At 43.7% G+C, this 13588-nt stretch carries 9 protein-coding genes; 3 read left to right on the top strand and 6 right to left on the bottom strand.

The features are described 5' to 3' along the window. Positions 1 to 267: 267 nt before the first annotated feature. The 3 genes from psb34 to AACU32_RS31235 all read right to left on the bottom strand — a co-directional run bounded on the left by psb34 (position 268) and on the right by AACU32_RS31235 (position 3139). The gene (gene psb34 / locus AACU32_RS31245; RefSeq protein ID WP_339378410.1) at positions 268 to 438 is read right to left on the bottom strand and encodes a photosystem II assembly protein Psb34; all 171 of its coding nucleotides are present in this window, start codon (positions 436 to 438) and stop codon (positions 268 to 270) included. 243 nt (positions 439 to 681) lie between these two features. Further along, positions 682 to 2655, bottom strand: a complete 1974-nt coding sequence (gene thiO, locus AACU32_RS31240; protein WP_096605563.1) for a glycine oxidase ThiO — start codon at positions 2653 to 2655, stop codon at positions 682 to 684. 118 nt (positions 2656 to 2773) lie between these two features. Then, positions 2774 to 3139: a hypothetical protein gene (locus AACU32_RS31235; protein WP_096605561.1), complete on the bottom strand. Its 366-nt coding sequence runs from the start codon at positions 3137 to 3139 to the stop codon at positions 2774 to 2776. A gap of 60 nt (positions 3140 to 3199) precedes the next feature. On the opposite strand from AACU32_RS31235, the gene AACU32_RS31230 reads away from it, so the two are divergent. Beyond that, positions 3200 to 3328 (top strand): hypothetical protein, encoded by a 129-nt coding sequence (locus AACU32_RS31230; protein WP_339378409.1) that lies wholly within the window; start codon positions 3200 to 3202, stop codon positions 3326 to 3328. 400 nt (positions 3329 to 3728) lie between these two features. Next, positions 3729 to 5414, top strand: coding sequence for a citramalate synthase (gene cimA, locus AACU32_RS31225; protein ID WP_096605559.1), 1686 nt, complete (start codon positions 3729 to 3731; stop codon positions 5412 to 5414). 155 nt (positions 5415 to 5569) lie between these two features. Here the strand turns inward: cimA and AACU32_RS31220 are convergent, their stop codons facing one another. Continuing rightward, a complete protein-coding gene (locus AACU32_RS31220) occupies positions 5570 to 5803 on the bottom strand; it encodes a hypothetical protein (protein ID WP_096605557.1) in 234 nt (77 codons plus the stop codon). Between the two features lie 160 nt (positions 5804 to 5963). Between AACU32_RS31220 and AACU32_RS31215 the strand changes: the two genes are divergently transcribed. Continuing rightward, positions 5964 to 8102, top strand: coding sequence for an NAD(P)/FAD-dependent oxidoreductase (locus AACU32_RS31215; protein ID WP_096605555.1), 2139 nt, complete (start codon positions 5964 to 5966; stop codon positions 8100 to 8102). Between the two features lie 254 nt (positions 8103 to 8356). On the opposite strand, the gene AACU32_RS31210 is transcribed toward AACU32_RS31215, so the two are convergent. Both AACU32_RS31210 and AACU32_RS31205 read right to left on the bottom strand, forming a co-directional pair. After that, positions 8357 to 11035 carry a beta strand repeat-containing protein gene (locus AACU32_RS31210; protein ID WP_339378408.1) on the bottom strand — a complete coding sequence of 893 codons (2679 nt, stop codon included), beginning with the start codon at positions 11033 to 11035 and terminating at the stop codon, positions 8357 to 8359. Between the two features lie 606 nt (positions 11036 to 11641). Next, the gene (locus AACU32_RS31205; RefSeq protein WP_096605553.1) at positions 11642 to 13231 is read right to left on the bottom strand and encodes a hypothetical protein; all 1590 of its coding nucleotides are present in this window, start codon (positions 13229 to 13231) and stop codon (positions 11642 to 11644) included. Between the last annotated feature and the right edge of the window lie 357 nt (positions 13232 to 13588).

Raw genomic sequence — 13588 nt, 5'->3', positions numbered from 1 at the left:
TCTTCTTACTAAACGGACTAAGCCACATGAATAGTAGCTTTACCGCTTCTCAAATTTGGTAATACCAATTCAAATAATGTTTGCGACACATCAATATATTCTAGAGGGCACAGCAGTGTTCCCTACCATCTGTCACATTCTTTTTTCAAGTTGGTATAACTTCAACATAATTCACTACTTAGAGAAAAAATTAGGTTCCGCGCGAACGGGGAACCTGAAAGTTCAGAAAAATTAAATTTTATTAAAATTCTTTGCTCTCAACTGAGGTTAAGAAACAGAGAAGGCGACGAAAATCAAGCCACCGACCAAGACTATACCGGCGACTCCTAGAAAAATATAGGTGCGCTTTTGCCCTGCATTGGGGGGTTCTGCTGCATAAATCTTTGGTTCGCGAGCAAAATTATTCAGACGACCGCCTTCTTCAGTTGTATAGGGCATGAACTAATTCCTTATTCTTATCTTTTGTTTAATTGTTGCATAAACTTTATATTACCGCTTCACGAAAAGTAAAGAATCGTTACCTTAGTCATTAGTCCAGAGTCAATAGTCATTAGTCAATAGCATTTATCGGTTACGGAATGCGGGGCAGCACTTCGGCTTGCAAGAGTGACCAGGTGGCAGGGGACAGAGGAGAAATAACTATTGACCATTGACCATTGACCATTGACTATTGACCAATGACTAACTACTAATAGTCCCTGTGAGTGGTGAACTAGCACTGGCGTAGTCTTTGATGGGCATTCTCCCAGCTAGGTAGGCGAGACGACCGGCGACTGTGGCGAGATTCATTGCTCTTGCCATTGCAGGTGGATTTTTTGCGAGTGCGATCGCACTATTAATTAATAAGGCATCTGCTCCTAATTCCATCGCCTGGGCTGCTTGGGATGGCGCACCAATACCAGCATCTACTACGACTGGGATACCCGCGTTTTCAATGATGATCTGGATGTTGGCTGTTGTCTTCAATCCTTGTCCTGAACCGATGGGTGATGCTAAAGGCATGACTGTTGCACAGCCGACTTCTTCTAACCGCTTGGCTAACATCGGGTCAGCGTTGATGTATGGTAAGACTGCAAAGCCTTCTTTAACTAATTGTTCTGCCGCTTGTAAAGTTCCAATCGGATCTGGTAACAAATATTTAGAATCGGGGATAACTTCTAACTTGACAAAATTGTTATCTTCTTGTCCTAAAAGTTTTGCCATTTCTCTCCCTAAGCGCGCTACCCGAATCGCTTCTTCTGCGGTTTGACAGCCTGCTGTGTTGGGTAACATCCAAATTTTCTGCCAATCAAGTGCTTCGGCTAAACCTTCGTGTCCAGCAGCTTTGGTTTGGACTCGCCGCACTGCTACGGTAACGATTTGACACTCACTCGCGGTAATACTTTGCTGCATTTCTTCAATGCTGCGATATTTACCAGTTCCAGTCATGAGGCGAGAGTGGAAGGTTTTACCAGCAATCGTTAGTGCTGAGTCCTGTGTTGTAATTACAGCGTTGTTTAAAGCAACAACAGGACGATGGCCATTGGAGAAATTCGCAGAGTGAGTGAGCATGGAGGTAGATGATGGCGGCAGGAAGCGCGAATAGTGAAAATGAGATAATAGAGGATCTGACTTTTGTTGTGAAATCAAATCGGCAATTAAGGCTGCGGTTATGGGTGCTAGCAAAATGCCATTGCGATAATGACCAACTGCCAAAGTTAAATTTGTACAGGGACTAGTGCCTAAAATTGGTAATTCATCAGGGGTAGCTGGGCGAAATCCCCACCAAAATTCCTCGATGGGATAATCTTGTAATTGTGGATAAAGGCGGATGGCTTTTTGCAGTAGACTTTGAATCCCGGCGGGGGTGTTGTGGGGGGTAAAACCCACATCTTCGCTAGTTGCACCAATAATTATTTTGCGATCGCGTCTCGGAACAATATAAATCTCTTGCCCATACAAAACTCTTTTCAAAGGCAATTCTGGCAGAGACTCCGGTATCCGCAGCCGCAGCATTTGCCCTTTTACAGGACGTACGGGAAATGGTAATAATTCATTTGACCAAGCACCTGTGGCTAATACATAATGGGCGGCGCTGATGACTCCGGCGCTGGTTTGCACACCCACTATTTTGCCTTGCTGCTGTAAAAATGCTTCGACGCTAACGCTATCTTTGAGTTCAACACAAACAGACTCAGCCGCTGTCCACAGCACTTGTGCTAAGGCGCGATTGTCTACTTGTCCATCTTCGGGATACCACCAGCCACCAACTACTTCATCTGACAATCCTGGTTGATATTGTGAAATTGCTGTTTTATCTAACCAGTATGCAGGTGATTCCCGGGAAGATGGTGGCAAAGCTGCATTTTTCTGGTCTTGGTGTTGATAAACAGGTGCTAAGATGCCACAAGGCCAGTAATGTGTGGGTAAACCAGCTAGTTCTTCGAGTTTGCGCGTCCAATCTGGATATAAAGCACGCGATCGCCAGCACAAAGCATACATTGCTTCATTTGTCAATTTTTCGGCATCTGGTGCTAGCATCCCAGCCGCCGCATGGCTAGCAGCGGCGTTAAAATCACGGCAAAGCACGGTGACAGTTGCCCCGCGCAGTTTTAGTTCTACGGCGATCGCCAAGCCAATAACGCCGCCGCCAATAATTAAAATGTCACTAGTCATTAGTCATTAGTCATACATTATTAGCCATTTATCATTAGTACACAACTAACAACTCATAACTAATAACTCATCACTCATAACTTATAACTTATAACTTGTAACCTATGACGAGCAAGCTCTACCACAAGGCGCGAATGGGTTGAGAGTTTTGATTTTCGTCACTGGATTGGCTGTCTGTGGATTGGGTATCTGTGGATTGAGTATCTGTAGTGGTTGTGTCTGTAGAATTTTCTGTATCTGATGTGGAGTCATTCGTCGAGTTATTATTTTGAGCAACATTGCTTCTGCTTTCAGTTGCAGAACCGTTATTCCTGCCCCCCTCTGTGGTATTAACATTAATATTAGCTGGGAGGACTTTTGAGGTTCTACCATTTCCAGGCGCGCTGGCGCTTTGTCCCCCCATAGGAAAGTTAATGCCAAGTAATGTACCCAGCAATATCGCCAACCCCCCAGCCATCAGAATTAGCGGCGTCCATCTACCCATTTTGTTTTGCTCCTTGTTAACTTTCTGTTTTTCACTTGATTTGAGAACTTTGTCTGAAGGATGAACGATAAAATTAAGCTACCCATCAAAGCAGCAGGTATGAATCAAGATAACTCCTCGCGCGTACCATTTGCTCACTTCATCCTTTATCCTTCATCAGATTCCTCACATCTGCCAATTGGGCGATAGTTTATTAACTTAACACCGCCCTTGTAGAGGTCAATACCATTTTGCACTAAAGTTTCTCGTAAGTCGGCTGTCTAATGGACACTATTTTGCTTGAATCTTTCAGTAAGGACTTCCAAGTCAAAAAATATTCCATTGTCATTGTTGACTATTGAGCGTTGGGAGTTGACTGTTAAGAGTCTGTAGGGGCGGGTTCTCTCGCGATATTTACACAGGAAACAAATATGTCCGTTAAACCTGCACTTACCATTGTCAACAACTTTAAGCTGTTGTTTATTTTTTGGAATTCCCTCACATAACCCGCTGCGGCGATCGCATAGACTCATGGGTTTGAATTAGCAAGCTGGCTTTTTGTTGTATATTGGCACATTGCCTTGAAGTTGTCTCGCTTTTTTTCAGTCTTATGACTACAAATTCTTCACCCCAACTTTGGCTCTATGACACTACGCTACGAGATGGTACTCAGCGTGAAGGACTATCGGTGTCCATAGAAGATAAGTTACGCATTGCTAGAAGACTTGATCAACTAGGGATTCCTTTTATTGAAGGTGGTTGGCCTGGTGCCAATCCCAAGGATGTACAATTTTTCTGGCAATTACAGGAAGATCCGCTCAAACAAGCAGAAGTTGTGGCTTTTTGCTCAACACGTCGCCCTAATACCACTGCTGCATCTGAACCGATGCTACAAGCGATTTTAGCGGCGGGTACGCGCTGGGTGACCGTTTTTGGCAAATCGTGGGATTTACATGTCACAACCGGGCTAAAAACGACTTTAGAAGAGAATTTGGCGATGATCCACGATACGATCGCCTACCTTTGCGCTCAAGGACGGCAGGTAATCTACGATGCCGAACATTGGTTTGATGGCTACAAGCATAATCCAGATTATGCTTTACAAACATTAGCGGCGGCGATCGCAGCTGGTGCCCAATGGCTAGTCCTTTGTGATACCAATGGCGGGACTTTACCCCATGAGGTTAGCCAAATTGTCCAAGCCGTCAATAGTCATTTGTCATTAGTCGTTTGTCAAAAACCAATGACGAATGACCAAGGACAAATGACAGTTCCCCAAATTGGCATTCACACTCATAATGACTCCGATTTAGCCGTTGCCAATGCCTTAGCGGCTGTCATGGCTGGGGCGACGATGGTACAAGGTACAATCAACGGTTATGGTGAACGTTGTGGGAATGCTAACCTTTGTTCGTTGATTCCTAATTTACAATTGAAGTTGGGTTATAGCTGTATCGGTGAAGACGAGCTGGCGCAACTTACAGAAGCCAGTCGCTTTGTCAGCGAGGTAGTCAACCTAGCGCCTGATGAACACGCAGCCTTTGTTGGCAGATCAGCATTTGCTCACAAAGGCGGTATTCATGTATCCGCAGTTGAACGCAATCCTTTAACTTACGAACACATTCAGCCTGAACAAGTAGGGAATCGTCGCCGCATCGTTATTTCCGAACAATCTGGACTCAGCAATGTGTTAGCCAAAGCCCGGACTTTTGGCATTGAATTAGATCAGCATCAACCAGAAGCAAGGCAAATTCTCCAACGGATGAAAGATTTGGAGAGTGAAGGATATCAATTTGAAGCCGCAGAAGCCAGTTTTGCACTGTTGATGTACGAAGCGTTGGGGAATCGCCAACAGTTCTTTGAAATTAAAGGTTTCCAGGTTCACTGCGACTTAATTGCCGGCAAGGAAACAAGCAACTCTTTAGCTACAATTAAAGTATCTGTCAATGGTACAAATATTTTGGAAGCTGCCGAAGGTATCGGTCCGGTAGCAGCTTTAGATGCTGCTTTACGCAAGGCTTTGGTTAACTTTTATCCCCAAATTGCCTCTTTTGAGTTGACAGATTATAAAGTTCGTATTCTCAACGGCAACACCGGTACAGGCGCGAAAACTCGTGCTTTGGTAGAATCGGGTAATGGTTATCAACGCTGGACGACGGTAGGCGTTTCGACAAATATTTTGGAGGCTTCCTATCAAGCTGTAGTCGAAGGACTAGAGTATGGTTTGTTGCTACACTCCCAACCAGTATTTATCGAAGCGCGAAAAGCTGAAACCTCAGAACACAAAGGTTCCTGAATCCTAATATTTACCATCTCAGAAACGTTTTTAGCTGCCCAGAAGCATTTCGATTAACAGCAGCCTAATTGCCAATCTCAAAGCACACATCATTTTTCTTCCCACACCAATATATGCAATTGGCAAGCTGGGGAAACACTGTACTATTACTGCTGTTATGCGAAGCTATCCCAAGCTTGAGCAACCAACTTACTCAGCCAGCGTCGCTGCTGTTTATCAAGCATGGGGTCGTCAGCTAGCACCTGGGCGGTTAATTCTTCCAAGGATTGACCTTGCGATCGCACAATTCTAATCACTCCGGCGATCGCAGATGCAACTAATTCTTCATCAACTGGTCTTTGTTGCAGGGCAACAATATCTTGGGGGCTGTCTGGGATGGGATAATTCATGGCGTGGGTTTACAGAAATTCAAAATGAACAATATGTTTGATAAATTATTAAACTTTCTTCACCAAATCTTTATGTAACTGATAGGGCGGAGTTTAGCGTATTTCATGCCTTCTTGAAATCTGTCTTAGTGAGTAGATTTAGTGGAGATGTCAGAAAAAAATGAAAGAAGTACTTTATTTAGAAATTCCGACACCAGATACAGCATCTGTTTGCAGTTGGCTACAAACAGATTTTAAAACAGGGACTTGTGAAAAAATAATCACTCCCGACGGATTTCGCCTCAGAGTAACTGCTGAAACTACAAATGCTGAGGCTGCTATTTCCGAAAATTTACCGAGGGAACTTTCCATATTTGTTTGGTCGGTGCAGCGAACTACTTACTTAAAAGCGTTCCGTTGGGGAAACCAGCCCTTTCCTCAAGAAGCACAAATCTTACACCGCCTGATTGCTGACATTAGAAGCCGCTTTCCCCATAAATATCCAGAACCACCAGCAATTGATTTATCCCAGCAATCGATATTTACAGCCCTAGCACCCTATTATCCTCTCACAGTCAAATATTTTCAGAAAATGCCCAATGGGGAATATGATCTCAAACGTGCTTATTGGTGGGAGCAACGATGGCGGGAGGGTGTACGCAATCCGCAGCAGCCCCGTCAGGTGGTGTTTAGAAATGACGCGGAGAATGGGAGACGCGGGGACGCGGAGAATTTTCTCCCCGCGTCCCCGCGTCCCCCTGTCCCGGTGTCCTCATCCCCTACCTACGACATCATCTACATAGGCGGTGCCTTAGGTGCAATTCATGCAGCAGTGATGGCAAAATTAGGCTATAAAGTTTTACTAGTAGAACGAATGCCTTTTGGGCGGATGAACCGGGAATGGAACATTTCCCGTGATGAACTGCAAAGCTTAGTTAATTTAGGTTTGGTGACGAATACTGAGCTAGAAACCGTAATTGCTCGTGAGTATAAAGACGGTTTCAATAAATTTTTTGATGGTAATAATCCAGCTAAATTGCGATCGCCTGTTTTACATACCCCCACAGTCCTAAATATCGCCCTCGACTCCGATAAATGGCTGCAAATGTGCGGTCAAAAGCTCCGCGCCGCTGGGGGTGACATCTGGGATGAAACAGAGTTTTTGCGTGCAGATATTTCTCAGACACAAGTTACAATTAATGTCAAGCATTTACCAACTCAAGTAGAGAAGCAAGTAACTGGCAGGCTGTTAGTAGATGCGATGGGTACAGCCTCCCCAATTGCTTGGCAATTAAATGGTGGTCGGGCTTTTGACAGCGTATGTCCCACAGTAGGGGCGGTAATTGACAAAGGATTTGAACCCCAAGTGTGGGATTCGCAGTATGGGGACGTTCTCTATAGCCACGGCGATATTTCTCGCGGTAGACAATTAATTTGGGAATTATTTCCCGGAATTGGCGAAGAATTAACAATTTATTTATTTCATTACCACGAAGTCAATCCGCAAAATCCCGGTTCCTTGTTAGAGATGTACGAGGACTTTTTCACGATTTTACCAGAGTATCGACGCTGCGATGTAGACAAGCTGGTATGGAAAAAACCGACATTTGGCTACATACCAGGGCATTTTAGTGTGGGAAGTAGCGATCGCACAGTGGCTTTTGATCGATTAATTGCGATCGGTGATGCAGCATCTCTCCAGTCTCCCCTGGTGTTTACTGGCTTTGGTTCCTTAGTACGCAACTTAGAACGCCTAACTCAACTTTTAGATGTTGCTCTCAAGCATAACCTGCTGAGTTTCCGCCACTTAAACCGAATTCGCGCCTACCAAAGTAACGTTTCTGTGACTTGGCTATTTTCCAAAGGAATGATGGTACCAACAGGTAAATTCTTACCACCCCAAAGAATCAACGCCATGCTGAATACCTTTTTTGGGCTGTTAGCAGATGAACCCCTAGAAGTCGCAGATAATTTTATTAAGGATCGTTGCGATTGGTTAACTTTTAATCGCCTCGCCATCAAAGCAGCACGGAAAAACCCTGCCCTGCTATTGTGGATTTGGGAACTTGCTGGGCCGAGAGATTTAATTAGGTGGCTAGGAAATTATTTTAACTTTGGTCGTCATGCACTTGTCAGCGCTGTGCTGCGGGGCTGGTTTGGGCGCTTGTTGGTAAAAATCAATCCTTGGCTGGAACCCCACTATCCCGGATTGTGGTTAAGGCTATTAGCTATTAACTACGCTATCACCACAGGTAAACCGCGATCGCAAACTCAAATAGCACAAGTCAACCCAAAAGCCAGAATCCAAACTAGTCATTAGATTTGTTTGCTATCTAATTAGCGCACAAAAAAGTGGTAGATGCGAAAAACCAACATCTACCACTTGCACTAAAAGTCTGTATGCAAATTAGAACACTTGGCGTTGCATAATAGAGAGATGAATTGAGCGCTCGATTGTGCAATTTCCATACTGGGAGTCTACGAAATGCTATTCTCAGTCTGAAGAAATGCGCTCGTTACTACACTATTTCACCTATCAAATTGTACCTACATAAATCTATTCATCCCTTTAGTTTATAACACCGCCGAGCCGAATAGGAAGTTAGCGTCAGTTAAGCTACTAGCAGTGACATTATTCAAGGTAGCTAGAGTAGCAAAGCTAGCAGCACTACCAGTTCCATCAGTGTCGATCTTAACTAATGTATTACTGCCAGACTGTAGTAATTGTAGATAACCGTTAGCCTGTGCATCATTTAAATTAGTAGTACCTGGACTAATAGTTGTGAATAAACTACTTAGGTCTAAGACATCATTACCATTACCAAAGTCATTGATGGTATCACTAGCTTCAGTCATGCTAGAGAAGACAAATACATCACTACCATTACCACCAGTTAAGGTGTCACTACCATTACCACCAGTTAAGGTGTCATTACCATCAAGACCATTGAGCTTGTCATTACCGTCATTCCCTGTGAGGCTATTATCAGCAGTGTTACCTGCAATCGAGTTGTTAAGGGTATTGCCCGTACCATTAATCGCATTACTGCCAGTTAGGAAAAGATATTCTAGGTTCGCACTGAGAATCCAGGTAATAGAAGCGTTCACGGAGTCTGTGCCAGCACCTGCATTTTCTGTAATTGTAACGGAGTTACTATCTACAACGTAAGTGTCATTACCAGCATCACCAAATAAAGTGTCATTACCAGCAGCACCATATAAGGTGTCATTACCGCTATCACCGTGGAGGATATTATCACCACTGTTACCAGTAATCGTGTTGCCGAGGGTATTGCCCGTACCATTAATAGCATTAGTGCCAGTCAGCACAAGATTTTCTATGTTCGCATCTAGAATCCAGGTAATAGAAGCACTCACAGTGTCTGTACCAGCACCAGCAGCTTCTGTAATTGTATCAGAGTTACTATTTACAATGTAAGTGTCGTTATCAGCACCACCTATTAAGCTGTTAGCACCTAGACCGCCATCAAGTGTGTCATTACCAGCACCACCATCAAGGATATTATCACTGGCATTACCTGTAATCAAGTTGTTGAGGGTATTGCCCGTACCATTAATCGCATCAGTGCCAGTCAGAACAAGATTTTCTAGGTTTGCAGCTAGAGTAAAGGTGATAGCAGCCCTCACAGTGTCTGTGCCAGCACTAGCATCTTCTGTAATTGTATCGGAGTCACTATCTACAAGGTAAATGTCATTACCAGCACCACCTATTAAGCTGTCATTACCAGTACCACCATCAAGGGTGTCGTTACCAGTACCACCGTCAAGGGTGTCATTACCAGTACCACCATCAAGGGTGTCGTTACCAGTACTACCATTGAGGGTGTTATTGGCACTGTTACCAATAATCATGTTATCAAGACTGTTACCTGTACCGTTGATTGCTGTACCAGTGAGGATGAGGTTTTCTAGGTTGTTGTTCAATGTCCAATCAATCGCAGAAATGACACTATCATTTCCCTCATTTGCGTTCTCCACAATCCTATCGCCGACATTATCAACGCTATAGCGATCGTTACCCGCACCACCAATTAAGCTGTCATTACCCACACCACCGTTGAGGTTGTCATCACCCACACCACCGTTGAGGGTGTCATTACCCGCATCACCAAGGAGAATATCATTACCCACACCACCAATGAGGGTGTCATTACCTGTACCACCAAGAAGGGTGTCATTACCTGTACCACCATCAAGGCTGTTGTTTTGAATGTTACCAATAACAACATTATTGAGGCTGTTACCTGTACCGTTGATGGCTGTACCAATGAGGGTGAGGTTTTCTAGGTTGTTATCTAATATCCAATTAACCGTAGAAGCTACAGTATCAGTTCCCTCATTTGCGTTCTCCACAATGGTATCGCTGACACTATCAACAGTATAGCGATCATTACCCGCACCACCAACTAGGCTGTCATTCCCCAAACCACCAACTAGGCTGTCATTCCCCAAACCACCGTTGAGGGTGTCATTCCCGTCACCACCGTTGAGGTTGTCATTTCCGTCACCACCATCAAGGCTGTTGTTTTGAGTGTTACCAGTAATAATGTTATCTAGGCTGTTACCTGTACCGTTGATAGCTGTTGTACCAGTCAGGGTGAGGTTTTCTAGGTTGTTATCTAAACTCCAATTAACCGTAGAAGTTACAGTATCAGTTCCCTCATTTGCGTTCTCAACAATGGTATCGCCCACACTATCAACGTTATAGCGGTCGTTACCCGCACCGCCAACTAGGCTGTCATCACCCAAACCACCGTTGAGGCTGTCATTCCCCAAACCACCGTTGAGGCTGTCATTCCCGTCACTACCGTTGAGGGTGTCATTTCCGTCACCACCATCAAGGCTGTTGTTTTGAGTGTTACCAGTAATAATGTTATCTAGGCTGTTACCTGTACCGTTGATGGCTGTTGTACCAGTCAGGGTGAGGTTTTCTAGATTGTTATCTAATATCCAATTAACAGTAGAAATGACGCTATCAGTTCCCTCGTTTGCATTCTCAACAATGGTATCGCCCACACTATCAACGTTATAGCGGTCGTTACCTGCACCACCAACTAGACTGTCATCACCAGTACCACCGTTGAGGTTGTCATTCCCTTCACCACCAATGAGGGTGTCATTCCCTTCACCACCGTTGAGGTTGTCATTCCCCGCACCACCATCAACGGTGTCATCACCAGCGCTACCGTTGAGGTTGTCATTATTCACAGTACCAGAAATTAGCTGAGTCATAGTAAATTTTTCACTCCTAAAAAAGTAGCCACAAAAGTAGTCGCCGTATCTTCAATAACTCTGTAAATTTTGAATAAATTATTTCTACAACTGGGGTAAAATAAAAATAAGCGAGTAAATTGCTCAAATTTGCTTTTTACAGAAAATTTGACAACTGCTAATAAGCTCATCCCAGCCCCTTACGATGTAGGATGAACTTCAAAAGTCGGTTGTTTTTGATCGTGAGCAATTGACTATTAACCAATAACGATATCTTGAAGTTCGTTATTGGTTTGATAGCATGTTGTAGAGAGCGACTTTATTGTTGCCCTTTTGTAATAGTTATTCAAAAAACCCGGGAAGTTTCTCTGGACAAAAGTCAGTTATTTTTGTATGTATCTACCTGTTCTGAAATTGGTACAAATTGATTTTTAAGTAAAAATACGGCTAATGAGTGACAATTTACTTAAAATTTCCACGAAATCAACCAGTACAGTGCAGTTAAGAAGAGTTGTAAATTATGGTGCTATGCGCCTAAACAGTATTACAACCGACCCTAGCTGAACTCCATTGATTATAGCTAATGATTATAGCTAAATAGTATAATCAATGACAAGTGTTCAATAATTAGTGACTCTGCTGACGAAAATTTGGTAGCTCTACAGATGCCAAAGACTTGCGTCCCTTGGGTGGACGTTTGGGATAAACTACTGGTGAAGGTGAGTTAGCAGATGAGTCTTGTGTTAGATCCGACAAAGGCAAGTTTACCTGATTCAACTGGGAAATGTCTGACCAATAGTCTTCATTGTCTGCGGTATCAGTTGTTTGCGCAAAGACGCGGAGCGGCCTGTCTCCAGACATCGCTGGATTGGGAGATACAGGTGAGTTATTCGCTGATTCAGAGGCGTTATTTACTACCCAGCTAATAGAGGGGTTGCTTTCTGGTACAGCCTCTAATTGCTCGTCATCGGTAACAGTTGTTGCTGAAGTTTCCCAGAAAGATATATCATCAGCTTGATTGCTGTCTGCATCTATGTCAATAGTAGACATTGAAGATGAAGATGCAGGTGGGGAAACAAAAAACATTTGGATGAGACTTTCAATTTGCTCATCAATGTTAGAAGCACCCAAATTTGCTCCTACTTCTGATGTCGTGGCGGAATCGTCAATGATGTGGGATGAGTCTAAATGGGGAACGGCTTCTTTGGAAGTATCTGCTTGTGGCGGTGTTGGCTGTTCTTCTCTATCTGACCAATCCCAAGGAGAGGATGAAGTAGTAGGAGGTTCACTTCTGTGATGTGAGGCTGATGCAGAAGATTCTCTGGTGGAAGTATCTAAATTATCAGTTAAAGATTCTGGTTCTGCTGACCAAGGCTTAATTGGTTGCGCATTGGGAAACAAAGACCGAGCTTTTTTCGCAAATCTTGATTGCTTTGTATTTTTCTCGTGCTTAGGAGTTGCAGTATCTGCTAGGGAATCATCACCAGGGACGGGTGTCTCCAAACACTTTTCCAGAGCCGCTTTAAATTGTAGGGTCTGGCGTTGTTGTCGCATTAACCTGGTACGTAATTCTCGACAAGAATTTTCTGATTGTAATAGCTGCTGAGATTGCTCGCTATAGTTAGTTTGCAGCAGCGAACATTCCCGTTCTAATTGCGCCAGACGTTGTTGACTAATTTGTAGCTGTGCTTTGTATGTTTCAATGCAAATTTCTTGGCGCTGAACGTTTTGCACAGCAGTTTCTAATTCTTGGAATAAAGATTGTATTTGTTCTTGGGCTGCGGATAGTTCCTGAGTTTGTTGGTTGAGCATTGACTCAGTGACGCTAGCCCGCCTTTTCTGCCATTGTATAACCTTTTCTGACTCAGCTAAATCATCTTTGAGTTTTTCTACCTGCTCATACAAGCCATCGTTAGCCGAACGCAATTGGGCATTCAATGTCAGCAGTTTCTGAAATTCAGCATCTATCAAGGTTTGTTTATCTAGATCTGGCTCAGCCACCCAGTCCTGCTTGGTTTCCTCTGCTGGGATCTCTGGAACTTCTATCTCGTGCTGCTCATCTTTTGCTGGAGCTAGAAGTGGCAATTTCCGAATTGCCATATTGTCATTAGGTACAACAGAATAAAACGGACAACTCGCCTGCTCAACTTGTGGCGAATTAGCAGAATTTAAGGATTCAATAAAAGCCTCATTATTTGAGGTCTCAGCTTCATTCATCACTCTTGACCCACCTGCTTAAAAATGTTCAGCAGTGCTGGCGTTAGCATTGCTTATCGACAGTGTCCGAATCGGTTTTGACGCAAGTAGCTGGGGTAAACTTGAGCAGCCCCTGGCTTGAGCCTTGGGGAGATGCACTCTAGAAGCCAAGTGTAGCTCTCCTCCTCCAGGAATAATTAAGCATTTATTCGTGTTCCCCATTTTGCATCTAGAACTGATGAAGTTATAACATTAAGAGGTTATATCCCGCCAATGTAAGAATGACGGAAAAATCTAGTTCTGATACTAATTGCAGCCGCGATTCTGCTTGATTTTAATCAACAGTTGTGACTAAATAAGTTATTGGCACAAATTCAG

The organism is Calothrix sp. NIES-2100 (assembly GCF_963875285.1).
Taxonomy (GTDB): Bacteria; Cyanobacteriota; Cyanobacteriia; order Cyanobacteriales; family Nostocaceae; genus Aulosira.
Note: the sequence above shows the minus strand (reverse complement) of the source record. Positions and strands in the feature narration are given on the sequence as shown.